The following is a 25586-nucleotide window of genomic DNA, read 5'->3' as shown; positions in this document are numbered from 1 at the left end:
TATTTTCTAATCGTGAACTTCTTTCTCCTTTGACTATATTTGTTGACTTATTAGAAGTTATGTCGTTCCCTTTATTTTCATTACAGTGACACGCACACAAAGAAAACACTTCTCTCGAATTGGAGAAGTGTTTTTCTTTCATTACTCGTTTGAACTAGAAGATTGTGATTGTTTTGCAGCTGATTGTGCATTTTGTTTTTTCACTGCATGCACATCTGTTTCAGTTGCAAACTCTGTACCATAACTAGCATTTGCACTTTGAGCAGCAGAAGCTTGTGCTTTCTGTGCCTCTGATTGTGCGTTCGCTTGTTTTACTGCTTGTACATTCGTTTCAGTTGCAAACTCTGTACCATAGCTAGCATTTGTACTTTGAATGCTAGCACCAGAAGTTGCCTTATTATAACCTTGTTGTTTTTTACTCATCTTTCTCACCTCCACAATCAATAATGTAACCAATTCACTTAGAAGTTATCCCTAATTTTCTTTTTAAAAATTCACGTATATATCTCTTATCACTCATTCAAACTACATATGATGGAGGTGGGAATATGTATACTGGACGTGATATGACTGAGCTAACTATGATTTCCAAAAATGAATGGAAAGAGGATGAATTAGCTTATTTTCATCATTCATTTCAGCAAATTATGCCTTATCTAAATGTAGAGGGACAAACGATTTATAAAGAAGTTGTTAAAGAAATCGAGTCACGGGGCGGATTATAAACGCGTGGATTTTCAACCTCAAAATACAAATTTATTTTCAATATAAAAAAACGTGTTCCAAAGTTCTGGAACACGTTTTTATTATTTATCCCGCTATTTGCCGGGCAGTAAGACCCCACCTCAAAATGCAGCGAAAGCAAAGAAGTTAGGTTGGGGTCGGGCTGCCCATAAAAGCCCGATTGGTGAGGGCTAATAATCAGTGGGGGATGAAGAAACCCCCCACTGATTAAAGTTTCACTTTACTGCATTGTAATTTTCTCAACACACTTTTCGTAAATTGTACGATGTGATTTCGAGAAAGGTAACTGTTCAAACGCTTCTTTCGATACAAACTTTAATGTATCCGTTTCGACAATATTACCTGTTACTTTTCCGTAAAATATGAAGATATCCCAAGTACGATGTGTAAAAGTATGTTGTACATTCATCGCGTATTCATCAATAGAAACAGAGAGATCAAAGCTCTCCTTCATATAATCCGTAAGCTGTTGTTTTTGATTACGAATACCTTCACTTAGTTCAATATTCGGGAACTCCCACATATTAGCCAGTAATCCCGTACTTGGGCGTTTATTAATTACGTAACGGCCATCTTCAGTTTGAAGTACTCCCGCAACGAGCGGTACCATTGTAGGTGCTTTCGCTTTACTCTTCACTGGTAGTTCTTTTTGAACACCTTCAGCATACCCTCTGCAATGTTCACGTACAGGACAAAGTAAACAAGATGGATTTTTCGGTATACAAATTAATGCCCCTAATTCCATCAAACCTTGGTTAAAATAAGATGGATTTTCTATAGAAATAATTTCACGCACAATCTCTTCAAAAACTTTTCTCGTTTTCGGTTTTGCAATATCATCCCACACTGATAAAATACGAGATAATACGCGCATAACATTTCCATCAACCGCTGGCTCTGGTATGCCATATGCAATACTTAAAATGGCACCTTTTGTATATGGTCCCACTCCTTTTAATTTTTCAATTTTCTTTACATCGCTCGGTACTGTCCCGCCGTATACTTCCTTTACCTCTTTTACTGCAGCATGTAAATTTCGTGCTCTAGAATAATAACCTAAGCCTTCCCATGCTTTTAATACTTCTTCATCATCGGCAGTTGCTAGCGCTTCAAGCGTAGGAAACTTCCCCATAAAATTTGCGTAATATGGTTTTACAGCCTCTACCCTTGTTTGCTGTAACATAATTTCTGAAACCCAAACACGGTATGGATCTTTATTTTTTCGCCACGGTAAATCACGTTGTTCTTTTTCAAACCAACCAATTAAATCATTTTGAAACTGTTCTATGTTAAACTCATTTAATATTTCAAGTGTCAAACTTGATCCCCCTCATTTTTTTGCATATACGTACTATTATAAAGATTTTAGGAAAAAATTTAAGTAAGATGACATAGGAAATAGAAGGCAAAGGACTTGAGGTATCGAATAAAAAGAGTTACATTAATAAAAAACGGAGGTGGATTTCTATGGACACAGCCACTCACCTTGTTATGGGCGTTACTCTAGGCAGTTTGGCAACATTAGATCCAGCTATAGCACAAAGTGATATTGGGCCACAAGCAGTAATGCTTGCAACAATTGCCGGTTCCAATATTCCTGACATCGATACAGTTTTAAAATTGCGTAATAACGCTAAATATATAAGAAATCATCGCGGGATTACTCATTCCATCCCTGCAGTGATCCTTTGGTCACTCCTTATAAGTGGCATCTCTTTCGCCTTCTTTTCAGACGCTCCCTATCTGCATCTACTACTTTGGTCATTTATTGCCGTCTTTCTTCATGTCTTTGTGGATATTTTCAATGCCTATGGTACACAGGCATTAAGGCCCTTCACAAAAAAATGGGTAGCGCTCGGCATAATTAATACGTTTGATACTGTCATTTTCTTTATCCATATACTTGCTATCGCCTGTATGCTTGTCGGAGCACATAAAGGCTATACTGCTTTAGCAGCGTATATATTAATGTTTGTTTACTATATCGGCCGCATTATGATGCATCGAAATATTAAAAGTGTAGTATACAAACGTTTCAAAAATGTAGAGAAAGTAATTATTTCTCCTTCTTACAAATTTTATCATTATCATTTAGCCGTCGTTACAACTGAACATTACTACGTAGCAAGATGGCACCGCGGTAACATCCTTGTATACGATAAATTTAATCGCGTACCGTTCCCGAATACCGCCATTATGCAAGCCGCTGTGCGAGATGAAAATATATCTGCTTTCTTATCTTTCTCGCCTGTATATCGCTGGGATATTTTCGATTATGATAACTATTATGAAGTTCGATTTATTGATTTGCGGTATCGAAGTAAAGATTATTATCCATTCGTCGCAATCGTTCAGCTCGATCAAAATTTAAATATTATTAGTTCATATACAGGATGGATTTTCAGCGAAGAGAAACTTCGAAAGAAACTGGAATTGCTTCCACATTAAAAAAAGCGACCTACGTCGCTTTTTTTAATGTTTCAAATGATCTTCTTGATTGATTAAATGACTATACTTCGGATTATTTGTACGCATTTCATGAAGGCGCCCTCCATGATTATTAACCCATGTTCGTACCACTTGTTCAGTCATTTCCTCACCTTGGTAACGACCTGATTTAGCATAAGTTGTTCGGAAGTCTTCCCACAGTAATTCAACCCATGCACGAGCTTGTGCGTAAGAAAGGTTGTCATTTTTATCTAATAATTCTTTCGTTAATGTTTCATAAATATCATTCATGTTCTATTCTCCTTTTACCTATTTATTCCCTTAATTTCTAAAGGATAGTTTCTTCTATTTTGCACATTCTATAAGTGATACTTCTTAAAGGGGTATCGACTGATAATGAGGGGGCGTTCTTAATGGGTAGACAAGCCGAATTTTGGTCTGAGTCAAAAAACAACAGCAAAATCGACGGTCAACCGAAAGCGAAATCACGCTTCGCTTCGAAACGACCTAACGGCACAATTAACACGCACCCACAAGAGCGTATGCGTGCTGCAAATCAGCAGGAAGAGTAGTACAAATTAAATTCCTACACGAGGTGATAAAGATGAGCTACCGTGACCATTTAGATCGTCGTTCTGAATTATTTAACCATACGTGGACTCGTCCAAAACATGCGAAAGCGCAAGTTAACGGACAGACGCAACAAACCCAGTCTCTCATTATACTGGCAAACGAATGTAAAAAACGCCAATTTTAGAATCTCCTATCTCCTTTAACGCCTACCAAAGATGAAAACCAGAGAGATTCGCTCTCTGGTTTTTATTTTTCTTGTAGCAAGGAAATTGGTATTCCAATCTCTTCATTATCATGTTGCTTATATCCCCAAGCAAATACCCCATTGAAATACGTAATTTTAAATAACACACCAGGTTCTTCTACTAATTCATATGTCTCACCAATATGGAATTTATTTATATCTATCATATAAGCACGAGCCATAGCCATTTTTCTCATTAATACATCGAATTCATTTACAATTCCAAGTTGCTCAGCCTTTACTGCTTGCTCCTTCAAAACCCCAATTTCTTCCCTTAGCTCATGTGGTGTCATTTCACTGTAGCGTTTTGGCGTACCCATCTTATTTCCTCATCCCTCTTCACGTTTCATTTGTAAAAATATATCTATCTCATCAATAGAGAATCCTTTTCGATATAACGCTTGCTTCACCTTATTTTCGAATGTCCAACCATCATACTTCTTATATTTCTCATAATATTTATTCCCATGATAGTGTAACGCTTCTTCTTGCTGTTCGTCATCTTTTTCGTCTTTCAATTCTTCCAAGCAAATTTGAATCACATCTCTAGAATATCCTTTACGAACAAGCATTTCATCTAACTTTAGCTTCATTTGTAAAAATGAATGCTTTTGATAAGATTTTTTCTTCTTTTCTATAAGAAACAAAGCATTCTCCATTTGCTTCTCCTTTGGATACTCTTGTAAACTATGTGTAATGATTAAATCCTGAACACCTTTACTTAATAGCCCTCTCCTAATAACAGTTGGACCTTTTTGATTCACATTACTTTGCGTTCGCACGTATGAAATAGCGTACTCTTTATCATTAATGTATCGATCATGTAATAATTTCGAAACGACTTCAGAGATGATGGCCTGTCCCACTTCTTTTTTTCGTAAGAAATCTTCTATTTCTTGTTTTGTTCTCATTTGATAGGATAAATAGGAAATCGCTTGTAAATATGCTTTTTGTACCTCTTCATTGTACAAAATATTCCCTAACGCTACTTCATCAATTTCTAAGCCTTTTTGTAACCCATGTTTCATTAAGATTGATTGATTCACACTAAACCCGTACTCTTCGCCCTGACCTTTATCAATATAAATATTAAATCGTTCTTTCGATCGTTTTTGCACTTCTATTTTTGTAATGACAGTCATACTCTCACCTCTCTATTATTTTAACATAGTCAAGGAACGTTTTTTCTTTTCAAGAATATATATAATGAGGAGGAAATGATTGTGAAAATCGCAATTTCTGGTGGCTCTGGCTTTATAGGCAAATCCCTTTCTAGTTTTTTTATTCAAAAGGGATTTACTGTTTACATTCTTACTCGAAAAAAAATTACTGAAACTTCACACACTAACCTTCAATACGTACAGTGGACACCGGATTTACAGACCTTCCCTCTCTCCTCTATCGATGTAGTTATTAATCTAGCTGGAGAATCTATTAATAGTAGATGGACAAAAAAACAAAAAGAATCAATTTTAAACAGTAGAATTCAAACAACAAAAGGACTCATTAAACAATTACAAACACTTGAAACAAAGCCACACACATTTATTAATGCAAGTGCCATTGGATACTATGGGACATCTGAAACCGAATCTTTTACAGAACAGCAAGAGACTCCAGGAGATGACTTTTTAGCAAACACAGTATATTTGTGGGAGCAAGAAGCATCTAAAGCCCGCTCCATTGGAATAAGAACTGTCTACACAAGATTTGGAGTCGTATTGGGCGCAGATGGAGGAGCTCTTCCAAAAATGCTACTTCCCTATCAATTATATATCGGCGGTACACTTGGATCTGGAAACCAATGGTTATCATGGATTCATATAGACGATGTCGTTCGCATGATTGATTTCATCATTCACAAAAAAGAAATTGACGGACCTTTTAATATTACAGCGCCAACGCCAATACGGATGAAAGAGTTCGGTGAAATTATTGCCACTATAACTAGGCGACCTCATTGGCTACCTGTTCCTTCATTTGTACTTCGCGCTTTACTCGGTGAGATGAGTATACTTGTATTAGAAGGGCAACATGTATTACCCAATAAAGCTATTAAACATGGATATCAATACACATTTCCAACAGTTAACCATGCATTACAAAATATCCTCTTGCATACAATGTAGTACTTTTAAAATACAGTTTTACGGGTAGTCTATCTCCTCCAAGACTTCTTACTTTTTAAACACCGGAGCATTACTACACGAAAAACCTTTCAGTTACTTTGTCTAAACCTATTCTACACATTACAAGGTGACGGAAATGAGGTCTCTATGAAAATATTGCTCAAACAAGCCATTGTATATCCTATTACATCCCAAAAGTTTCAAGGAGATGTACTCGTTATAGGAGAACGCATTGCCGCGGTCAAACCTCATATTGATACTACTCAGGATATGACCGTTATAGATGCACGAGCTCTTCATCTCTTGCCTGGATTTATTGATGTTCATACTCACCTTGGCCTCTACGATGAAGGTACTGGTTGGGCTGGTAATGATGCAAATGAAACATCCGAAGTTTCAACACCACATATCCGTTCTTTAGACGGGATTCATCCTTTTGATATTGCATTTCAAGACGCTGTACAAAATGGTGTTACGACTGTTCACGTGATGCCCGGAAGCCAAAACATTATCGGCGGTACTACTTGTGTAATAAAAACTGCTGGAACTTGTATTGATCATATGATTATTCAGGAACCTGCTGGTTTAAAAATTGCCTTTGGAGAAAACCCTAAAAAGTTCCATAGCAACGGCACAAAAGAATCAATAACACGTATGGGAATTATGGGGTTACTTCGTGAATCATTCTATGACGCACAACACTACGGGCATGAAGCTGATTTTCGAATGCTACCTATTTTAAAAGCACTCCGCCGAGAAATACCGGTACGTATCCACGCTCACCGCGCAGATGATATCACTTCAGCTTTACGCTTTGCGACAGAATTCAATCTTGATTTACGTATTGAACATTGTACAGAAGGACACTTTATTGTTGAAGAGCTTTCGAAACACAATTTAAAAGTTTCAGTTGGACCTACTCTTACGCGACGTTCGAAAATTGAACTTAAAAACAAAACGTGGGATACTTATCATATTTTATCGAAAAATGGAGTAGAAGTTTCTATTACAACCGACCACCCTTATACACCCATTCAATATTTAAATGTTTGCGCTGCCATTGCAGTAAGAGAAGGATTAGATGAGAAAACAGCGTTGGAAGGAATCACTATTTTCCCAGCTCGAAATTTACGTTTGGAGGATAGAATTGGAAGCATTGATGTTGGAAAAGATGCTGACCTCGTGTTATGGACACATCATCCTTTCCATTATTTAGCCAAGCCTGTACTCACTATGATTGACGGAAAAATAATTTACAAAAAAAATAAAAAAAACTAGTTTATTTTTTTGACTAGATACAGTATTATACGATTATAAACTGAATGAAACCATAATCAATTTGTGTCGTGATTATCATTTTCAAATTGATGAATGGGGAAGGCAAATGGTGCGCCACCAGCGTTAGAAACTGGTTCTAGTGGGTTCGATTCCCACCCCGAAATTTTTTAAAGATTGATATAAAAATTTCGAGGGTGGGTGCTTTTTCGTCATGCTACCCTCGTGTGAGGAGGAGTTAGTGTGTTGAAAAAACGCGACTTACACGACAGCCACGTTCTATACGAATTAATGGTGGATCCTGCTGTCTTCCCTTTTGTGCGTCAAAAGGCCTATTCTTATGAAGAATATTTATTTTTAACGAAACAAACAATCGAAGCCGAAGAGCGTGGAGAATTAATCTCACGCACAATTTTAGATGAATGGGGTAACCCCATCGGCACAATTACTTTATTTGATGTGCAAGAAAAAGCTGGATTCCTCGGAACTTGGCTTGGCAAACCATATCATGGTAAAGGATATAATAAATTGGCGAAAGATTCATTTTTTAGCGAACTTTTCTATGAATTAGATATTGAAACGATTTTTATGCGTATTCGTAAAATAAATATTCGGTCTATTAAAGCTGCCGAAAAACTACAATATGTAAATCTAGCAAACGAAACAAGAAAAGCCGTTTATGATGAAATTAACGCGCATGAAGAAGTATATAATTTATATGAAATTCCAAAAGATCAGTATACACTTGCAACAATGCGAGATACAACATTCCAAGAAGCACACCAATTAAAAGAAGCGTAATCTAAAAATTCAGAAATAATAATTAATCATTACTAGTTTGACATATATGTATATCACCCCATGTCTTTGGAAACGATAGATAGTGACTTTAGGACACGAGGTGATTTGTAATGGATAAAAAGAAACGTGATAAAGCAAAAAACACATTATCTAGTACACAAGAAGTTCTCTATCAGCGAGAATTTCGAAAAGCAGATCGTGCAGCGGGCTATCGCTCAAAAAGTATTTAAAGTGAAACTGAATAATTAGAAGGTTTCCCCCCTAATTATTCAGTTTCATTACATAATATTTTCCAATTAATTAGCAAAAAAGGTTCCTTATTTATAAGGAACCTTTTTTGTGGACAACCTTATCCACAAAAACCGTAGAATTGTGCATAAATTACAAAAGTATTTTACGAATTCATTTATTTAAATGAATTCTAAACGTGAGAATTGTGGATAATTTTCTAAAAATTGTGGATTATGTGGATATAGCTGTTAATATTCCGATTTTACTGTCTAATGAAAGCGTAATCCCTTGTGGATAAAGTGAAACTTTAATCAGTGGGAGTTTTGTTTATCCCCACTGATTATTAGCCCTCACCAATCGGGCTTTTGCGAGCAGCCCGACCCCAACCTATAGGGGTCTTACTGCCCACAAATAGCGGGATAAGTTAATAATTCACGTTTATTTTTTTTACACCAATAAAAAAACCCTCTTTAAATGCTTAAAAGAGGGTTTCATATTAAGTAAAAGATTCGGCAAGAACTGGTGATTTAATAGGTATATGATTCGGCTCTGCATGATTTTCTGCCAAAATTGTATCCACAATATGACCAGCTGGCTCAGGACGATAAATACTTTTCATTGCTTCTTTCATCTGAAGAAGCTTCATATCATCTTGTAATAACGCCTCTGTCTTTGCAAAAACTTCACTATCATCACGAATTACAACTGCAGCCCCTTTTTTTTCAAAATACAACGCATTTTCATTCTCTTGTCCTGGGACAGGTTTATATAAAATGACAGGTACTTGTAATGCTGCTGCTTCGCTTAATGTAATGCCACCTGGCTTCGTAATCATACAAGAAGTAACACGGAACAATTCATCAATGTTTTCAACATAACCAAATACTTTTAAAGTATCAGAACTTTGTTCCTGTAGTTCCATTAAATCCTGCTTTAAAGCTTCGTTTTTCCCACAAACGACAACTACTTGTAAGTTTGGTACTGACATAAATGACTGGCATAGCTCTTTTACACTCCCTAGCACACCATGAGCACCTGCTACAATTAGTAACATCTTTTTATCCTTACATAACTGATATTTATTATATATAATTGCTGGATTTATCTTTAGCTCAAAACTGCTACGAATCGGAATCCCTGTTTCAACAATTTGTTCTGCAGGTACACCGATATCAACCATCACTTTTTTCACATGATCGGTTGCTACAAAATAACGATCTACTTCTCGATGGATCCATATTTTATGCACGCAAAAATCCGTTAATACGTTATAAACAGGAATAGAAATACCTATTTGCTTTTTCAATTCTGGTACAGCGATGATTGGAAAGGTATTAATAACAATATCCGGTTTCTCCACCTGTAATAGCGTCTTCAAACGCTTTCTCCCAAAATTCGCATACCAAGATGCTATTTTTTTATCATAAATTTTCTCTACACCATAATAAAACAAACGATATAATTCTTTTCCTACCGTATAGCTTTTTAAATATAAATATTTTGTAATATCGGTTATAACTGGATGTGATTCTCCAAACAAGTCGCATACAATTACATCTTCGATTCCTTTTTGGCGAAATGTTTGTTCTAATGTTTTTGCCACTTGCACATGACCGTTACCGTAATGTGCAGTTAATATTAAAACCTTGGGGTTTTTTATCAAACAAATCCACTCCTAGCTTTTTGTTTCTCCATATTGCATATACGACAATAGGAAAAACATTTTCCTTAAAAACTACATACTCGGATTCTAATACTTTCCTGTTAGCTATGTATCTGTCGTGGATATGCAAAGCATATAAGATTGACCCCTTAATCCTATCTGTGCTCATATCTTTACATTATACTTTCCTATAAGAGCTTTCGCAATAACTTACAAATGTTCTATATTCCATAATACTCACTCTTTTACTTCTTAATTCTTTTTACTATTTTGATTTCCCTTTACAATTATGTAAATTTCTCCGCTTATTCTTTACAAAAATATGGATATTTCCTTTTCAGTATACTCTTTTCTAAATATATACTCTAGATTTTATTATGAAGAAACAAAAAGCCTAACCAAATGTTTAGGTTAGACTGCTTGTAAAATATGTTTTGCATGTTCAACATTTTCTTCTGTCGGTGGATTCACATCCGCAAGTGGATACTTATGTCCAAGTGCCTCCCATTTATAAACACCGAGCTTATGATATGGCAGCACTTCCACTTTCTTAACATTAGATAGACTTTGAATAAAGTTTGATAATTTTTGCAAATCCTCTTCACCATCGGTAACACCGGGAACCAATACATGTCTTACCCAAATTGGTTTCTTTCTATCCGATAAATAACGAGCAAATTGTAAAATGTGTTCATTTGGTTTCCCTGTTAATTTACGATGTTTCTTTGAATCAATATGCTTCAAATCCAATAAAACTAAATCTGTATACTCCATTAAAATATCTAGCTTATTTTGGAATTCTGGTTCTTCAGAATAACAACCGCCAGAAGAATCGATTGTTGTATGGATACCAGCTTCTTTGCACTTTTTAAACAACTGGGTTAAGAAGTCTAGCTGTAATAGTGGCTCTCCACCGCTAACTGTTATACCGCCTCCAGAAGCTTCAATAAATGGAAGGTAACATGTCACATCCTGCATCACTTCTTCAACTGTTATTTCTTTACCTTTACCGATTTCCCATGTATCAGCATTATGACAATATTGACAACGTAATAAACACCCTTGTGTAAATATGACATAACGAATCCCTGGGCCATCAACAGTACCACAAGACTCTACAGAATGTATTCTTCCTTTTACCATGTTACTTCCTCCTTTATTGAAACAGCCTCCCTCCGCTATATATTAAAAGCAGAGGGACACTTTTTTCACTTACATGCTTTCATGCATTGTACGGTTTATTACATCAATTTGTTGTTCACGAGTTAATTTAATAAAGTTAACAGCGTAACCAGATACACGAATTGTTAATTGTGGATATTTTTCAGGATGCTCCATTGCATCCATTAATGTTTCACGGTTAAATACGTTAATATTTAAGTGGTGTCCTTCTTTTATTGCATATCCATCAAGCATAGATACTAAGTTGCGTACTTGTACATCATCTTCTTTACCAAGTGCTTTTGGAATAATAGAGAATGTATTTGAAATACCATCTTGTGCATCTTCATATGGTAATTTAGCTACAGATAATAATGATGCTAATGCACCTTTTGTATCACGGCCATGCATTGGGTTTGCGCCCGGTGCAAATGGTTCTCCAGTACGACGTCCATCTGGAGTGTTACCAGTTTTCTTACCGTATACAACGTTAGATGTGATTGTTAAGATTGACATTGTATGAACAGAATTACGGTATGTTTTATGTTTGCGAATCTTGTTCATAAATGTTTTCACAAGATTTACTGCGATTTCATCTACACGATCATCATTGTTACCGTATTTAGGGAAATCTCCCTCAATTTCGAAATCAACTGCAATACCATTTTCATCACGAATTGGTTTTACTTGTGCATATTTAATTGCACTTAAAGAGTCTGCTACTACAGATAATCCAGCGATACCTGTTGCCATTGTACGAAGAACATTTGTATCGTGAAGTGCCATTTCAATACGTTCATAGCTATATTTATCGTGCATATAGTGAATTACATTTAATGTATTTAAGTATAGACCAGCTAACCATTCCATTGTCATATCGAATTTACGCATAACTTCTTCATAATCTAATACTTCAGAAGTAATTGGTGCGTATTCAGGACCAACTTGTGCTTTTGACTTTTCATCTTTACCACCGTTAACCGCATATAGTAATGCTTTCGCTAAGTTTGCACGTGCTCCGAAGAACTGCATTTGTTTACCAATTCTCATTGCTGATACACAACAAGCAATACCGTAGTCATCACCGTAGTCAGCACGCATAATGTCATCATTTTCGTATTGAATTGCTGATGTTTTAATAGACATTTTTGCACAGTAGTTTTTAAAGTTCTCTGGTAATTGTTTAGACCAAAGAACTGTTAAGTTTGGTTCTGGTGCTGGTCCTAAATTATCTAATGTATGCAAGAAACGGAATGAGTTTTTTGTTACTAACGGACGACCGTCTAACGCCATACCACCGATAGATTCAGTTACCCAAGTTGGATCTCCAGAGAATAGTTCATTATAATCAGGTGTTCTTGCAAATTTCACAAGACGTAATTTCATAATGAAATGGTCAACAATTTCTTGTGCTTTTTCTTCTGTTAAAGTACCATTTGCTAAATCTCTTTCAATGTAAACATCTAAGAATGTAGAGGTACGTCCAAGGCTCATTGCTGCCCCGTTTTGCTCTTTAATTGCTGCAAGATAAGCAAAGTATAACCATTGGAAGGCCTCTTGTGCATTTGTAGCTGGCTTAGAAATATCGAATCCATGAGAAGCAGCCATCTGTTTTAACTCTTGAAGTGCACGCATTTGCTCAGATAATTCTTCACGTAAACGCATTGTATCTTCGCTCATTACACCGCCAGTTAAATTATAATCAGCTTTTTTCGCTTCAATTAAATGATCTATACCATATAGCGCTACGCGGCGATAGTCACCGATAATACGTCCACGTCCATACGCATCTGGAAGACCAGTAATAACACCTGATTTACGAGCCGCTTTCATTTCTGGTGTGTATGCATCAAATACACCTTGATTATGAGTTTTACGCCAGTCTCTGAAAATCTTGCTAAGTTCTTTATCCATTTCATATCCATACGCTTCACAAGCTTGTTCTGCCATACGAATACCACCATATGGTTGTAAAGAACGTTTAAATGGTTTATCAGTTTGGAAACCGACCACTTTTTCAATATCTTTATTTAAATATCCTGGTTCATGTGATGTAATAGAAGAAACAATTTTTGTATCCATATCAAGAACGCCACCGTTTTCACGTTCCTTTGTTGTTAAATCCATTACTTGATCCCAAAGTTGTTTCGTTGCTTCAGTTGCTTCCGCTAAGAAAGAGTCTTCTCCCTCGTAAACGTTTACATTATTTAAAATGAAATCGCGAACATCAATCTCTGCTTTCCATTTTTCACCTTTAAAGTTTTCCCACGCGCTTTTTACATTTTCTAATACTTGAGTCATCCTAATCTCCTCCATTTTTGATTAGTACAGGACTACGATTTTTTATATAACAGCTTACACACTTAGAATACTACTTTTTTTCGGAAGTGGATGAAATAGTTGTGACATGTTTGTGAAATGTTGAGCAAACTACTACATACATAGTGTTAACCTCATATAAAACTCTTTATAATTAACCCTTTCTTTAATTGTATTTTTTTGGTATTCTTATATACGAGTCCTATTTTGTAATATAAGAACGATACCCATTGTAGAGCTGTAATACTCTTATCTCCTAATCTGTTATAGTTTTTATAACAGAGCAAAAAAGTGTACATACGTTGTACACTTTTTTTGTTACCACTATAAAACATCTCTTTTTCTATTTCCATCGTAAAATCCACCACGACTGTTTGTTAATGCAATTAATTGCTCTAATCCTTCTATATGATCACCAATAATTCGAAGGACAGCTGGAGGATGACCTATTTTTGCGAAATGTTCACTGGGACGAATACGGTTCATCTTATCAACATCGACACGACTTACACAAGCGATTTCAAAACCTGAAAGTACAGCTTTAACTTGTGCTACACAAGGTGACAATAATGATTTATACCCTATTTCCTTCAAACAAGTACGACTAAACGCATTAGGTACAGCAATAAGAGAGCCTACTCCTAAATCTTTTCTATCACAAGCTAAATTTAATGCATATTTAAATGCTGTTACAAGATGAAGTGGTACTCTCAAATCTAAATAATGATTTAAATCATTTAATGCGACATCCGTTCCATCTGCAATAGCTTTTGCAAAGGGATATAGCTCACTAGCTGGAATAACAAAGTCACCGTCTATAAATAAAACAATTTCTCCTTTTGCAAAATAAGTTCCAAGCGAACGCCCCACATCGTTTCCAAGTGCTTCTTTATACACAATTGTTGTTGCTCCCTTGTCTTTTGCAATTGTTGCCGTTTTATCGGACGAACCATTTACAACAACGATGATTTCAAAAGGTTCAATTTTGCGAAGCTCTTCTATAACGTTTCCAATTGTCTTCTCTTCATTTTGCACAGGAATAATTACCGATAATTGCTCTCCTTTATACAAATTAGATGTAACGCCCCATCCTTGATAAAAATCTTCAAAATTTAGAGTATGATAGACACTCTCTCTTTTCCTATTTCCATCATAATATCCTCCGCGCCCATCGCTGCCTAATATCCGCTCTGCTACAGCTTCTATATGATCACCTATCATTCGTTTTTCAGATTGAGAAAGATCCGTGCCATATGCAGCATGCTCGAATGGACGAAATTTATTTGGCGTAATAACGTCAATTGCACAATGACGACTAATTCTCCATTTACTTTGTGCTAGGCGTAGATGAGCCACAATAGGATTAACAAAACATTCGTCTCCAATACTTTGCACAACTTCCTTCGTCAGCGCATGAGGTACAGATAATAAAGAATCAATTTTTAATTCTTCACGCTCTAACATTGCATTTAATATTTGGCGCCATACTGTCACGGAGTGCGGTTTTTGTTTCTTTAAAAATAATGCGTCCAAATTATTTAAAACGATGTCCGCCTGATCATGTAAAATCGGATTAAGGAATAATTGTAATTTTGAAGTTTGAATAGCAAAATCTCCATCTACAAACAGTAATACATCACCTATCGCATGTTTTGCACCAACTGCGCGTCCAACGTCGTTACCAAGTGACTCTTTATGCTGGATTACTGTACATCCTAAGCTCTCAGCAATCGCTTCTGTACCATCATTACAACCATTTGCTACTACAATAATCTCTACTGGATTCAATGGTTTTACCGATTGAACCACATCTGAAATCGTATCCACTTCATTACATACGGGAATAATAACTGATAACGACTTAGCCATTGTTTTCTTCACGAAACCATTTAATAGTTTCTTTCAATCCTTGTTCCCACGTTACTTTCGCTTGAAACTGAACGAGTTCTCTTAATTTCGTTACGTCTGGTCTTCTATTTGGAATCTCTTCAAATCCATGTGGATATACTTCCTCAAATGGAACGTGCACAATTTTGGAAATAGACTTCGTTAATTTTTTTATATCTTCCGCTACTACCCTTATATTTTTTTCATTCTCAGAACCTATATTAATAATTTCACCATTTACCTTCTCATCCATTGCACGAATTGTTGCCTCGACCGCATCACTTACATACGTAAAGCAGCGTGTCTGCTTTCCATCTCCATACACGAGAATATCGTCACCTTGCAAAGCCGCACGAATAAATCGTGGAATTACTCCTGCGTACGGACCATCTTTCGCTCTTGGACCATAAATATTAAAATAACGAACAATCGTTACAGGTAACCCTTCTAATGCGTACCCTAAACATAATGTTTCCTCTAACGTTTTACAAATTGCATAACTCCAACGTATTTTGGAAGTTGCACCGTATAAACGATCTCCTTCTTCAGAGAATGGCGGCTCTCCCTTTCCATATACTTCAGAAGTAGATGCAAATACTACTTTCTTCTTCCCTTTTAACGCTGCTTGTAAAATATTTCTCGTTCCATCGAAATTTGTTTCAATAAGCTCTACACTTTTTTCCATTGTAGTTTTGACTCCCAAAATTGCAGCTAAATGAAACACCACATCATGTTGATTCACTAATTCATAAATTGAATTTTTATCTAAAACGCTTATTGGAATAACCCGGAGCTCTTTCATTAACTCATTATGATATTTATTTTTTCCTTTATAGAAGTTATCCACAATAGTAACTTCATAACCTCTTTTCACCAACTCTTCAGCTAAATGCGAACCAATAAATCCTGCTCCACCTGTAATTAAACATTTTTCACTCATACACTCACCTTCTTTACGATTCCACGTGTATCTATTAATCGCTCAATCCCTTTAAAAAGATTCCAATCGATGCTAGAGTGATCCGTTACAATTAAAATACAATTTGCTTGTTTAATTCTTTGTTCATCTAATGGAACAGATTGATATAGTGTATCTCCAATTTTCGCTGTAGAAATATACGGATCATGATATTCTATCTTGTATCCTTCTTTTATTAATAATTGAATAATTGGCAACGCCGGTGATTCTCTCAAATCATTTACATCTTTCTTATATGCAATCCCTACTATTAAAACCGTTGCGGGTGATTGCACCACACCTTTTACTTTCTCGATTATTTTCGCTGGCATTTCTTCATTAATTACATGTGCTGCCTCAATTAATTGACTAATTGCTCCAGCCTTTCTTATTCTCCATTGAAAATATAAAGGATCTACCGGAATACAGTGTCCTCCTATTCCTGGTCCTGGCCAATACGGAGTAAATCCAAACGGTTTTGTAGATGCCGCTTCAAGCACCTCATAAAAATTAATATTCAAACTTTCACAAAGTATATTTAACTCATTTACTAATGAAATATTAACTAAGCGCTGAATATTTTCAAATAACTTACACATCTCGGCCACTTTCGGAGAGCTAACTGGAACGACTACATCAAATATAGTGCTATACAAATCCTGTACTTTTTGTTTACACTGCTCGGTTTGTCCACTAATAACTTTTGGAATCGTTTCAACTGAATACTGGCTATTCGCTGGATCAATTCGCTCTGGAGAATACCCAATATAATAATCTTCTCCTACCTTTTTACCTGTTTGAGAAATAATAGGAATGATAACTTCCTCCAGTGTACCTGGATATGTGGAGCTTTCAAAAATGAAGGTTTGTCCTTCTTGAAGGTGTTGTTGTATATAATGGGAGGCTGAAACGAGTGCACTTAAATCGGGTTCTTTATTCTCATTAATTGGCGTTGGCACAGTCACAATAACATACTCACTATTTTGGAACTCCACAACACCTTTATCTGGTGTATTTACTATTAATTTTCTCTCGTTCAATAAATTTTGTAATACGTTAGAAGAAACATCAGGAATATAACTTTCTCCTTTAATTATTGATTCTATCTTCCTAGTATCTTTATCTAATCCAAGTACAGCATGTCCTCTTTCTGCAAAAAGGACCGCTAAAGGAAGGCCAACATATCCTAATCCAATAATGGTTACTTTACTACTAGCATTCATCTATATTCTCTTCTTCCCTTCTCAATTGTAGTATTATATCTCTATCCCTTTCTCCGTCTGTAAAACTCCCGCGCCCATTCGTATGTTGTAATAAATAAGCAATCGCCTCAAGCTGATCTCCGAAAATACGATCGAATGCAGGAATTCTTCCATTTACAAACCCATGTTGCTCTGGACGTACTCGATTTGTTTTTATAACATCTACAAATTCCACTGCTGTAATAGAGCATTCTTCTAAAATAGCTTTCATTTGAGCTAGTGGTGGAATGATAAGGGAATCATATCCAATTTTCTCTATTACCTTTTTATGCATAGCATGTGGCACTGCCGTTAATGAGTTGTTCCATAAATCTGGTCGTTTCGCTACCAAATTCACGAAATATTTCCCCATACTAATTGGATCTGCCGGGTGAAACATATCTAACAAACATTGCAAATCATTTAACGCCACATCATTTCCGTCTTCAATAGCATGCAAAAATGGAATTAGCTTTTTTGCCGGAATAGCAAAATCACCATCAACAAATAAACAAATATCTGCCGTAGCATGCATAGCCCCTATCGCTCGTGCTACATTATGTCCAAGTGCCTTCGCGAATTCAACTACAATAACATTCTCTAGCTTTGCTTGTTTAATTGTCTCGGCATCTGCTCCATTCGCAACAACTATAATTTCATCTACACCTGCCTTTTTCACTTCCTGTATGACAGATCTTATAGTCATTTTTTCTTCTGATACGGGTATAATAGCACTGTATTTCGCTTTTTCCTTTTGTAATAAAACTGGTTTATACTTCCCTATAAACTCTCTATCCCTGTTTCCCTCCGAAAAACCGCCACGTTTACCATATGTTTCGATTACGTATTGCAAAGCACACAAATGATCACCCATAATACGACTAGTCGCCTTCGGATAAGGAGAACCAGGTGATGTACCCGTATGCACAGGACGAACCTTATTCGTGTGAATTACATCGACCGAAGCCATATCGGCAATATCTACTCCTCTAGACATCGCCATCGCTTGAAATAGTGCTGGATCTGCTAAATTCCACCACCCAAGATTCTCAATAACATCCCGATTCATCGCATGTGGAATTGCGATTAAAGAACCAACAACAAGCTCTTTTTTATTCAAATAACGATTCAACATGAATTTTCCAACTGTCGTATAGTGTGGTCTCATCTTTAAATAAACAGACCATGTTAAATTATTCACAACAATTTGATGCCCTTGCTGAACTCCTTTCACGAAACGTTGTAGCTCTTTACTCTCAATAACGATGTCACCATCTAAAAACAATACAATTTCACCTTTTGCTTCTCTAGCTCCAATTGCCCTTCCTACATCATTACCAAGAGAATGTTTATAATAAATTACATGGCAACTATGCTGTAATGCGACTTCATTCGTTCCATCTGTCGATCCATTATCTACTACAATAATTTCATACGGCTTCAGCTTCTCCACTTCTACTAAAACTTGTGATAAAGTACTTGCTTCATTATGCGCTGGAATAACAACTGATATTCTCATACTTGTATCACTCTTACCCTTCCAAGCGAACATAAGCAATAATAGGAATACGCACAAGTACATCTTCAGGTGGTCCATAAGAAGGAGATGTACGAACACTTACTGCCCCGTCCGTCACAGATAAAAGAATACCTGCAACAATTTCGGCCGCTGTCACAACTTGCACTAATTCACCAACATGGTTACGCAATTCATCAGTAAATAACATATATAAGTCTCCTTTCTTACACTTCTTTCATTGATATAATACTTGTAAATGGTAATAAAACTTCAGTTCCTATTCCTTCTTGCAGCGTTAAGAAATCGTCACCAACTGCTACAATAACACCTGTTAACTGTCCAACTGTCACAGTAATTTCTACGTTTTTACCTAAATATTGCTTTGCAATTTCCTTAAAAGGTGATGTATTGCATTCTTTTAAAATGTTACAAATAATAGATTGAAATTGACTTGATTCTATAAACTCTTCCGTAGCTTGCTTAGAATTTCTTTGAATAAATCTCGCAAAGTTTTGTGAAAATAAAAGTCGTTCCACAGCAGGCAGTAACTTGTCATCTAAAAAATAGCCTAATTGTCTATTAAACAGTCTGGATAATTTATGCCAATATTTTCTGAACAGACACATATGCTTCTCCTCCTATTATTTTTAAAGTATAAAAATTTACATCCATACATCTTAATGTATACAAAACGGCTTTTTTTGTGATAGGTAAGACATACATTTTATAGAACATATTCATTATTTTTGTATTACATTAAGTAATAATTGTAGATATATTTCCTGAGCATGAAAAAAGACTATCCAAAAGGATAGCCTCTTACACTTCAATATTCCGCAACATCGTATAAATGTCGTTATTCACTTTACCAAATGATTTAATGTTATTTTGAATGTTAGATAATAAAACCACATATACACTACCATTTTTACTAAAACCATTTAAGCAATTCCAACCTGGCATTACACCGTGATTTGAATAGCTTCCTGGATCTACATACCAGCCAAATCCATAATCCTTTTTCACGGCTGTAAACATTTGATTATAACTCTCTTTTGAAATTAATTTTCCAGAAAAGAGTGCTTCATTAAATAAATATAAATCATGCGCGCTCGTATATATATCACCACAACCATATAGTTGTGACATGCTCGGAATATTAGGTGTTGTCATATTGTTATTCACTATTTTATAACCCGTTGATGGGAATCTTGTTTGTTCCAACGCTGTACCGAAACCAGATTGTTTCATACCCGCAGTCGCAAAAATATGTTGTTTTATATATTCTTCGAGCGACTGTCCACTTACCTTCTCAGCAATGTAAGCAAGTATAGAGTAGTTCGAATCGGAATACTTCCATTTCTCTCCTGGACTCCCGATACGCTTTTGATTTCCTATCCGCTTTATCAGTTCTTCACGAGAAATATCCTCTTTTCCCTGCTCATATTCCGGAATGCCTGATGTATGTGTTAATAGATGTTTTAACTGAATGCTATTACCTTGAGGAAAGTCTGGAATATACTTTGCAACTGTATCCTCTACTTGTAACTTATTTTGATCTTTGAGTTGCATAATAGCAGTCGCCACAAATGCTTTTGAAATAGAACCAATATAAAAGGTCGTCTCTGAATTATTCGGCACTTGCTTCTCTTTATTAGCCATGCCGTATCCTTTATTCACAAGAACTTTCCCATTCTTCACAATAACAGCTGTCCCACTAAATCCCATGCTCTGTAAATATTGATCCAATTGAGCGTTTTCATTAATTTCTTGAGGCGGTCCCTCAGCAGGTTTCTCTATAACTTGCGCCTGTTTTATCTGTTCTTCCTGTTCTTTTTGTTTTCTTTGTTTTTCAGCTTCTTGCCTTTTCACTTCTTCTATCTTTTTTATCTCTTCTTGCTTCTTCATTTCTGCTGCTGCTTTTAAAGTTTCCTCTTTTTTATTATGCGCAACAATTTTTGTATACATGAAATATACAAGTGACAGTAGTAGGGCTAGAATGATTGTTCTTTTTATGTATACAATCGGACGACGTACTTTCCCATTAACAGTATTTTTTTCCTGATCCATGATTACCTTTTTCCCCTTATTTACCGATAATTTAATTCATCTACACAAGACTTATTTCAAATCATTTCCGCAGATTATGGACACTCCATTTTATGTCATCACTACTGTATCACGCACCGAACATATTACCAACCTATATGTTCAAAAAAGAAAAAGAAAATTTATAAAAGTAAGATTCCCTTTAAAAAATTAACAAAAAAAGAGGATATCCTGTAAAAGACTGTTGTTATCAATCTTTTTGGATATCCTCTTATCTAACTATTTACACGTGTTTTTTCATATCATCGGCAACAGATTCAACATTTGTACCTACGATAACTTGTACACTTGTGTTACTTAATTTCATAACGCCTTTTGCACCTGCGCGTTTTAATGCTGGTTCATTTACTAAACCTGCATCTTTCACTTGTAAGCGTAAACGCGTTGCACAGTTATCAATAACTGTTAAGTTTTCTTTTCCACCTAAAGCTGCTACGTAAGTTTCACCAATTGAACCTGCAACTGGTGCATCACCCTCTTCAGCTAACTCATCTTCATCTTCATCTTCATCTTCACGACCAGGAGTTTTCAAGTCGAACTTCTTAATTAAGAAGTAGAATACTACAAAGTAAATTGCTGCGTAAATTAAACCGATTCCTGCTAGTAACACTGGTTTTGTTGCAATACCAAAGTTTAAGAAGTAATCAATTGCACCGGCACTAAATGTGAAACCATCGTGAATGCCAAGTGATGTTGTTACGAATAAAGATATACCTGTTAACACGGCATGAATACCATATAATAATGGTGATAAGAACATGAATGAGAATTCAATAGGTTCTGTAATACCAGTTAAGAATGAAGTTAATGCTAGGCCACCTAACATACCTGTAACCATTTTACGTTTTTCTGGTTTAGCAGCTGCAATCATTGCGAAACATGCTGCTGGTAAACCGAACATCATAACTGGGAAGAAACCAGTCATAAACATACCTGCTGTTTTGTCCCCTGCAAGGAAACGAGCGATATCACCATTTACAACATTACCTGCTGCATTTGTAAAGTCACCAAATACGAACCAGAAGTATGTGTTCATTACGTGGTGTAAACCAATTGGGATTAATAGACGGTTTAATAGACCGAATAGACCTGAACCAATTGCACCTAAATTAACAATTCCATGAGCTAATGCATCGATGCCATTTTGAATTGCTGGCCAAATTTGTGCGAATAGAATTCCTAATATTAGCATCACAACCGATGTAACAATTGGAACGAAACGTTTTCCAGCAAAGAAACCTAACCATTCTGGAAGTTTAATTTTATGGAATTTATTATAAAGGAATCCTGCTATAACACCGACAATAATACCACCTAAAACTTTCATATCCACTTTAGTCGATAATTCGGCTGCCTTAGATACTTGTGTCATTGTATCTGCAAGCTTAGATGGATCTACATTTGCGCTATTACCTATTAAATCTTGAACTTTACCTAATTTATCTTGTAATTCTGCAGCAGAATATCCCTTACTAAGTGCATCAATACTGTTTTTCATAACCAGATAACCAATTGCACCTGCAAGACCTGCGGCACCACTACCATCAACTGAAAGACCGATTGCAATACCGATTGCAAAAATAAGTGCTAAATTATCAAAAACAGCTGCACCGGCCTGTGCCATAACAGGAATATCAAATACATCTGGTTGCCCTAAACGAAGCAATAATCCTGCTGCTGGTAGCACTGCGATTGGAAGCATTAACGCTTTACCAATACGTTGTAAAAACTGCAACATTTTAATTCCCCCTATCAAATTTATGAAATCGTTATCATTATAAGTACGCCTTAGAAAACGCTTTCTATTTACATAACCATAATAACATATAGTTGTATAGATGTGTAGTTTTTATTTCCGAACTTTTTATGGATAAATCTCCTATTTCCAAACTGTTATATAAAAGGAAAATTTCCCTTTTATAACACGGAATAATCGAAACTGAAGACTCACTATAGAACATCCAACTTTCGTTTTATCATTCCACTTTTTCATGTTATTATTTATTTCCGAGCATATCGGGAAAAGTAAACTTAGTTAATTCGAAATAGGAGCGTTGGTACTATGCAGTGCATTGAAACAAACAACTTACAGCAGTTGTTAGAACAAGTAAAACCATATACGAAAAAAGGAAAACTTGCTACTTATATCCCCGAACTAGGAAATGCAAATCCAAATGATCTAGGGATTGCCATTTTCCATAAAGAAACAGAATATATCCATGCTGGTAACTCACAAACACTATTTACTCTTCAAAGTATTTCTAAAGTAATTACACTTGCTCTTGCCCTTTTAGACCGTGGTGAAGAATATGTATTTTCTAAAGTTGGAATGGAACCAACTGGTGACCCATTTAATTCTATTATTAAGCTTGAAACAACAAGTTCTTCCAAGCCTCTTAATCCAATGATTAATGCGGGTGCATTAGCTATTACAAGTATGCTAGCTGGTAATGATAACGAGGAGAAGATGGAACGCATTCTTCAATTTGTGCGTGATATAACAGACAATCCTACTATTAGTTATTCTTCTAAAGTTGCCACTTCTGAATTAGAAACAGCTTACTTAAACCGTTCACTTTGTTACTATATGAAACAAAATGGCATCATCGATAACGATATTGAAGAACTTATGGATTTATATACGCGTCAATGTGCAATTGAGGTTAACTGTATCGACCTAGCACGTATTGGTTTAATCTTTGCAATGGATGGATATGATCCTTATAAAAAGAAACAGATCATCCCTAAACATATTACGAAAATTTGTAAAACATTTATGGTTACTTGCGGGATGTATAATGAATCTGGTGAATTTGCAATTCGTGTTGGAATCCCTGCAAAAAGTGGTGTAGCGGGCGGCATTTTCGGCTGCGTAAAAGGCGAAATGGGAATCGGTATTTTCGGACCAGCTTTAGATGCAAACGGAAATAGTATCGCTGGTTTTAAAATTCTTGAATTACTTTCTGCCCAAGAAGGTTGGAGTATGTTTTAATTTAGAAGTTATCCTGCTATATTGGCAGGATTTTTTATTTCACAAAAAATCCGTTCTACTAGGCATCAACACAATTCAAAAAACAGTAATAAAAGTTCTCTTTATTATGCATATTTGCTCCCCCCTCCTGAATAATATAGTACAACCTAGCGCTGTATGTGGAGGTGTAAAAGATGAAACTCATATTTCAAATGGAGAAACAACCTGTTCTCGAAAAAACAATTCTTCTTTTTATATTGAGTATTGTAGAAAGTTTGAAACTAAAAGTTGTTTCACTCGATGAATCTCACCGATACATATTCAATTTAGAAGTGCTTGAACTATTAATGGATCGGAACATCGATGATCAAGTATTAGAACTTATTCATTTCGGAATGGGACTTGAAGACATTTACCATGTACTTCCCGAAGAACTTGAGCATAGTATTGAAGAACTGAAATGGCTTTGTATTCAAGTTTTAAGTGAGTACAGTATGCATGATGAAGAATGTGCACAACTAATTGAAGATATACGCTAAAAAGCACCTATACAGGTGCTTTTACTTTTTTAAACCTTTTTACACCAAAGATTTGTATAATACTTACAATCTTTCATTACCGTGAAAAGATTTCACGTCGATATATGCAATTTTTTAGTGTATTTCCAAGGAAATACTCGAATACTGTTTTCCCTATCCTTCTTACAACAATTGATCAATTCCAATAAGAATTAATAACACACCTGCAATTATAGTTGCCCATTTCCCTAAGTATTCAGCTAAAAATCTTTTACCAACATACGTAAAACCACTAATACAAATAAAACTAAAAACTCCAGAAATACATGCCGTAAGCCAAAGATTTAAATTTGTTACTCCAGCATCAAATCCACCTGCAATATTGTTTATGGACAATGCAACTCCTAAAACAATTGCTTCAGAAAAACTAATTGTTTTAGAACCATCAAAATCTGCTTTTTCTGGATTACGTAAAACCTCCATAAGTACACTACTATCTTTAGATTCTACGGTATCTTTTTGACTCAAGAAAGGCTGACATAAAATAAACACCCCGATTATTCCTAAAACGACTGCTCCAATAATGTTTGCTGTGAACTCTGAAATAAATAATGCGATCCAATTCCCAAAAAATCCAGCTAGTAAAGTAAATAAAAATCCAAAAAATGCGATGATAAAATTGTTAAGCCACGAAATTCGAATTTTACGAATGCCATATGCAATCCCAACACCTGCATTATCTAAATTAGACGCAATCCCGATTAAAAAAATTGAAAATAAACCTGCCGTACTCAT

General features: G+C 35.7%; 28 protein-coding genes. 10 read left to right on the top strand and 18 right to left on the bottom strand.

Annotated elements, in window-relative coordinates:
- Positions 1-141 precede the first annotated feature (141 nt).
- The gene (locus tag MKY70_RS02675; RefSeq protein ID WP_002125062.1) at positions 142-423 is read right to left on the bottom strand and encodes a gamma-type small acid-soluble spore protein; all 282 of its coding nucleotides are present in this window, start codon (positions 421-423) and stop codon (positions 142-144) included.
- Positions 424-548: 125 nt separating this feature from the next.
- On the opposite strand from MKY70_RS02675, the gene MKY70_RS02670 reads away from it, so the two are divergent.
- Positions 549-725 (top strand): hypothetical protein, encoded by a 177-nt coding sequence (locus MKY70_RS02670; protein WP_002091123.1) that lies wholly within the window; start codon positions 549-551, stop codon positions 723-725.
- A 239-nt stretch (positions 726-964) separates the two neighbouring features.
- On the opposite strand, the gene mutY is transcribed toward MKY70_RS02670, so the two are convergent.
- A complete protein-coding gene (mutY, locus tag MKY70_RS02665) occupies positions 965-2062 on the bottom strand; it encodes an A/G-specific adenine glycosylase (protein ID WP_002091125.1) in 1098 nt (365 codons plus the stop codon).
- 149 nt (positions 2063-2211) lie between these two features.
- On the opposite strand from mutY, the gene MKY70_RS02660 reads away from it, so the two are divergent.
- A complete protein-coding gene (locus MKY70_RS02660) occupies positions 2212-3192 on the top strand; it encodes a metal-dependent hydrolase (protein WP_002125060.1) in 981 nt (326 codons plus the stop codon).
- Between the two features lie 24 nt (positions 3193-3216).
- Here the strand turns inward: MKY70_RS02660 and MKY70_RS02655 are convergent, their stop codons facing one another.
- Entirely contained in the window at positions 3217-3483 is a 267-nt protein-coding gene (locus MKY70_RS02655) for a YfhJ family protein (protein WP_002010328.1), read from the bottom strand.
- A gap of 122 nt (positions 3484-3605) precedes the next feature.
- Between MKY70_RS02655 and MKY70_RS02650 the strand changes: the two genes are divergently transcribed.
- Complete coding sequence (locus MKY70_RS02650) at positions 3606-3764, top strand: small, acid-soluble spore protein K (RefSeq protein WP_002010326.1); 159 nt, start codon at positions 3606-3608, stop codon at positions 3762-3764.
- Positions 3765-3796: 32 nt separating this feature from the next.
- The gene (locus tag MKY70_RS02645; protein WP_002010325.1) at positions 3797-3949 is read left to right on the top strand and encodes a YpzG family protein; all 153 of its coding nucleotides are present in this window, start codon (positions 3797-3799) and stop codon (positions 3947-3949) included.
- A gap of 62 nt (positions 3950-4011) precedes the next feature.
- On the opposite strand, the gene MKY70_RS02640 is transcribed toward MKY70_RS02645, so the two are convergent.
- Both MKY70_RS02640 and recX read right to left on the bottom strand, forming a co-directional pair.
- Complete coding sequence (locus MKY70_RS02640; protein WP_341023010.1) at positions 4012-4329, bottom strand: YfhH family protein; 318 nt, start codon at positions 4327-4329, stop codon at positions 4012-4014.
- 9 nt (positions 4330-4338) lie between these two features.
- Positions 4339-5151, bottom strand: a complete 813-nt coding sequence (gene recX / locus MKY70_RS02635) for a recombination regulator RecX (RefSeq protein ID WP_002125056.1) — start codon at positions 5149-5151, stop codon at positions 4339-4341.
- A gap of 81 nt (positions 5152-5232) precedes the next feature.
- Between recX and MKY70_RS02630 the strand changes: the two genes are divergently transcribed.
- From MKY70_RS02630 to MKY70_RS02615, 4 genes are all read left to right on the top strand, one after another.
- On the top strand, positions 5233-6138 hold the full coding sequence (locus tag MKY70_RS02630; RefSeq protein ID WP_088031336.1) for a TIGR01777 family oxidoreductase: 906 nt from the start codon (positions 5233-5235) through the stop codon (positions 6136-6138).
- A 147-nt stretch (positions 6139-6285) separates the two neighbouring features.
- Positions 6286-7416 carry an amidohydrolase gene (locus tag MKY70_RS02625; protein WP_002010318.1) on the top strand — a complete coding sequence of 377 codons (1131 nt, stop codon included), beginning with the start codon at positions 6286-6288 and terminating at the stop codon, positions 7414-7416.
- A 240-nt stretch (positions 7417-7656) separates the two neighbouring features.
- A complete protein-coding gene (locus MKY70_RS02620; protein WP_002091129.1) occupies positions 7657-8214 on the top strand; it encodes a GNAT family N-acetyltransferase in 558 nt (185 codons plus the stop codon).
- Between the two features lie 110 nt (positions 8215-8324).
- On the top strand, positions 8325-8444 hold the full coding sequence (locus MKY70_RS02615) for a YfhE family protein (RefSeq protein ID WP_000358484.1): 120 nt from the start codon (positions 8325-8327) through the stop codon (positions 8442-8444).
- Positions 8445-8941: 497 nt separating this feature from the next.
- Here MKY70_RS02615 and MKY70_RS02610 read toward each other — a convergent pair whose 3' ends face one another.
- The 12 genes from MKY70_RS02610 to nagE form a co-directional block, all read right to left on the bottom strand.
- The gene (locus tag MKY70_RS02610; RefSeq protein WP_088031337.1) at positions 8942-10108 is read right to left on the bottom strand and encodes a diglucosyl diacylglycerol synthase; all 1167 of its coding nucleotides are present in this window, start codon (positions 10106-10108) and stop codon (positions 8942-8944) included.
- A 411-nt stretch (positions 10109-10519) separates the two neighbouring features.
- The gene (gene pflA, locus MKY70_RS02605; RefSeq protein ID WP_002010313.1) at positions 10520-11251 is read right to left on the bottom strand and encodes a pyruvate formate-lyase-activating protein; all 732 of its coding nucleotides are present in this window, start codon (positions 11249-11251) and stop codon (positions 10520-10522) included.
- Positions 11252-11320: 69 nt separating this feature from the next.
- Complete coding sequence (gene pflB, locus MKY70_RS02600; protein ID WP_002029623.1) at positions 11321-13570, bottom strand: formate C-acetyltransferase; 2250 nt, start codon at positions 13568-13570, stop codon at positions 11321-11323.
- A gap of 152 nt (positions 13571-13722) precedes the next feature.
- A complete protein-coding gene (locus MKY70_RS02595; protein WP_088031338.1) occupies positions 13723-13941 on the bottom strand; it encodes a hypothetical protein in 219 nt (72 codons plus the stop codon).
- Positions 13913-15457, bottom strand: coding sequence for a glycosyltransferase family 2 protein (locus MKY70_RS02590; RefSeq protein WP_002166984.1), 1545 nt, complete (start codon positions 15455-15457; stop codon positions 13913-13915). Before MKY70_RS02590 ends, MKY70_RS02595 begins: the two co-directional genes overlap by 29 nt.
- Positions 15450-16415 carry an NAD-dependent epimerase/dehydratase family protein gene (locus MKY70_RS02585; protein WP_002140285.1) on the bottom strand — a complete coding sequence of 322 codons (966 nt, stop codon included), beginning with the start codon at positions 16413-16415 and terminating at the stop codon, positions 15450-15452. Before MKY70_RS02585 ends, MKY70_RS02590 begins: the two co-directional genes overlap by 8 nt.
- Positions 16412-17656 (bottom strand): nucleotide sugar dehydrogenase, encoded by a 1245-nt coding sequence (locus MKY70_RS02580; RefSeq protein WP_341023007.1) that lies wholly within the window; start codon positions 17654-17656, stop codon positions 16412-16414. Before MKY70_RS02580 ends, MKY70_RS02585 begins: the two co-directional genes overlap by 4 nt.
- On the bottom strand, positions 17646-19226 hold the full coding sequence (locus MKY70_RS02575) for a glycosyltransferase family 2 protein (RefSeq protein ID WP_305454132.1): 1581 nt from the start codon (positions 19224-19226) through the stop codon (positions 17646-17648). Before MKY70_RS02575 ends, MKY70_RS02580 begins: the two co-directional genes overlap by 11 nt.
- The gene (locus MKY70_RS02570) at positions 19207-19401 is read right to left on the bottom strand and encodes a hypothetical protein (RefSeq protein ID WP_002125042.1); all 195 of its coding nucleotides are present in this window, start codon (positions 19399-19401) and stop codon (positions 19207-19209) included. The genes MKY70_RS02575 and MKY70_RS02570 overlap by 20 nt, the downstream gene beginning before the upstream one ends.
- A gap of 16 nt (positions 19402-19417) precedes the next feature.
- Complete coding sequence (locus MKY70_RS02565) at positions 19418-19819, bottom strand: hypothetical protein (protein WP_016103463.1); 402 nt, start codon at positions 19817-19819, stop codon at positions 19418-19420.
- A gap of 193 nt (positions 19820-20012) precedes the next feature.
- Positions 20013-21263: a serine hydrolase domain-containing protein gene (locus tag MKY70_RS02560; protein WP_088031658.1), complete on the bottom strand. Its 1251-nt coding sequence runs from the start codon at positions 21261-21263 to the stop codon at positions 20013-20015.
- A 262-nt stretch (positions 21264-21525) separates the two neighbouring features.
- A complete protein-coding gene (gene nagE, locus MKY70_RS02555; RefSeq protein WP_341023004.1) occupies positions 21526-23040 on the bottom strand; it encodes an N-acetylglucosamine-specific PTS transporter subunit IIBC in 1515 nt (504 codons plus the stop codon).
- 324 nt (positions 23041-23364) lie between these two features.
- Between nagE and glsA the strand changes: the two genes are divergently transcribed.
- Positions 23365-24294, top strand: coding sequence for a glutaminase A (glsA, locus tag MKY70_RS02545; RefSeq protein WP_002029606.1), 930 nt, complete (start codon positions 23365-23367; stop codon positions 24292-24294).
- Between the two features lie 173 nt (positions 24295-24467).
- The gene (locus MKY70_RS02540; protein ID WP_002125038.1) at positions 24468-24812 is read left to right on the top strand and encodes a DUF3969 family protein; all 345 of its coding nucleotides are present in this window, start codon (positions 24468-24470) and stop codon (positions 24810-24812) included.
- 162 nt (positions 24813-24974) lie between these two features.
- Here MKY70_RS02540 and ytaF read toward each other — a convergent pair whose 3' ends face one another.
- A complete protein-coding gene (gene ytaF / locus MKY70_RS02535; RefSeq protein ID WP_088031661.1) occupies positions 24975-25586 on the bottom strand; it encodes a sporulation membrane protein YtaF in 612 nt (203 codons plus the stop codon).

The sequence above is a fragment of the Bacillus sp. FSL R9-9492 genome (genome assembly GCF_038007365.1).
In the GTDB taxonomy this organism is placed as follows: domain Bacteria; phylum Bacillota; class Bacilli; order Bacillales; family Bacillaceae_G; genus Bacillus_A; species Bacillus_A mycoides.
Note: the sequence above shows the minus strand (reverse complement) of the source record. Positions and strands in the feature narration are given on the sequence as shown.

Excerpts from the sequence above, each read along its gene's own strand:
- MKY70_RS02590 (WP_002166984.1), bottom strand. The coding sequence starts at position 15,457 with ATGGCTAAGTCGTTATCAGTTATTATTCCCGTATGTAATGAAGTGGAT.
- MKY70_RS02660 (WP_002125060.1), top strand. The coding sequence starts at position 2,212 with ATGGACACAGCCACTCACCTTGTTATGGGCGTTACTCTAGGCAGTTTG.
- MKY70_RS02655 (WP_002010328.1), bottom strand. The coding sequence starts at position 3,483 with ATGAATGATATTTATGAAACATTAACGAAAGAATTATTAGATAAAAAT.
- MKY70_RS02580 (WP_341023007.1), bottom strand. The coding sequence starts at position 17,656 with ATGAATGCTAGTAGTAAAGTAACCATTATTGGATTAGGATATGTTGGC.
- MKY70_RS02575 (WP_305454132.1), bottom strand. The coding sequence starts at position 19,226 with ATGTTCGCTTGGAAGGGTAAGAGTGATACAAGTATGAGAATATCAGTT.
- ytaF (WP_088031661.1), bottom strand. The coding sequence starts at position 25,586 with ATGAGTACGGCAGGTTTATTTTCAATTTTTTTAATCGGGATTGCGTCT.
- MKY70_RS02585 (WP_002140285.1), bottom strand. The coding sequence starts at position 16,415 with ATGAGTGAAAAATGTTTAATTACAGGTGGAGCAGGATTTATTGGTTCG.
- MKY70_RS02645 (WP_002010325.1), top strand. The coding sequence starts at position 3,797 with ATGAGCTACCGTGACCATTTAGATCGTCGTTCTGAATTATTTAACCAT.
- MKY70_RS02675 (WP_002125062.1), bottom strand. The coding sequence starts at position 423 with ATGAGTAAAAAACAACAAGGTTATAATAAGGCAACTTCTGGTGCTAGC.
- pflA (WP_002010313.1), bottom strand. The coding sequence starts at position 11,251 with ATGGTAAAAGGAAGAATACATTCTGTAGAGTCTTGTGGTACTGTTGAT.
- nagE (WP_341023004.1), bottom strand. The coding sequence starts at position 23,040 with ATGTTGCAGTTTTTACAACGTATTGGTAAAGCGTTAATGCTTCCAATC.
- MKY70_RS02565 (WP_016103463.1), bottom strand. The coding sequence starts at position 19,819 with ATGTGTCTGTTCAGAAAATATTGGCATAAATTATCCAGACTGTTTAAT.
- MKY70_RS02640 (WP_341023010.1), bottom strand. The coding sequence starts at position 4,329 with ATGGGTACGCCAAAACGCTACAGTGAAATGACACCACATGAGCTAAGG.
- glsA (WP_002029606.1), top strand. The coding sequence starts at position 23,365 with ATGCAGTGCATTGAAACAAACAACTTACAGCAGTTGTTAGAACAAGTA.
- pflB (WP_002029623.1), bottom strand. The coding sequence starts at position 13,570 with ATGACTCAAGTATTAGAAAATGTAAAAAGCGCGTGGGAAAACTTTAAA.
- MKY70_RS02540 (WP_002125038.1), top strand. The coding sequence starts at position 24,468 with ATGAAACTCATATTTCAAATGGAGAAACAACCTGTTCTCGAAAAAACA.
- MKY70_RS02650 (WP_002010326.1), top strand. The coding sequence starts at position 3,606 with ATGGGTAGACAAGCCGAATTTTGGTCTGAGTCAAAAAACAACAGCAAA.
- MKY70_RS02560 (WP_088031658.1), bottom strand. The coding sequence starts at position 21,263 with ATGGATCAGGAAAAAAATACTGTTAATGGGAAAGTACGTCGTCCGATT.
- MKY70_RS02570 (WP_002125042.1), bottom strand. The coding sequence starts at position 19,401 with ATGTTATTTACTGATGAATTGCGTAACCATGTTGGTGAATTAGTGCAA.
- MKY70_RS02670 (WP_002091123.1), top strand. The coding sequence starts at position 549 with ATGTATACTGGACGTGATATGACTGAGCTAACTATGATTTCCAAAAAT.
- MKY70_RS02595 (WP_088031338.1), bottom strand. The coding sequence starts at position 13,941 with ATGGAAATAGAAAAAGAGATGTTTTATAGTGGTAACAAAAAAAGTGTA.
- MKY70_RS02615 (WP_000358484.1), top strand. The coding sequence starts at position 8,325 with ATGGATAAAAAGAAACGTGATAAAGCAAAAAACACATTATCTAGTACA.
- recX (WP_002125056.1), bottom strand. The coding sequence starts at position 5,151 with ATGACTGTCATTACAAAAATAGAAGTGCAAAAACGATCGAAAGAACGA.
- MKY70_RS02625 (WP_002010318.1), top strand. The coding sequence starts at position 6,286 with ATGAAAATATTGCTCAAACAAGCCATTGTATATCCTATTACATCCCAA.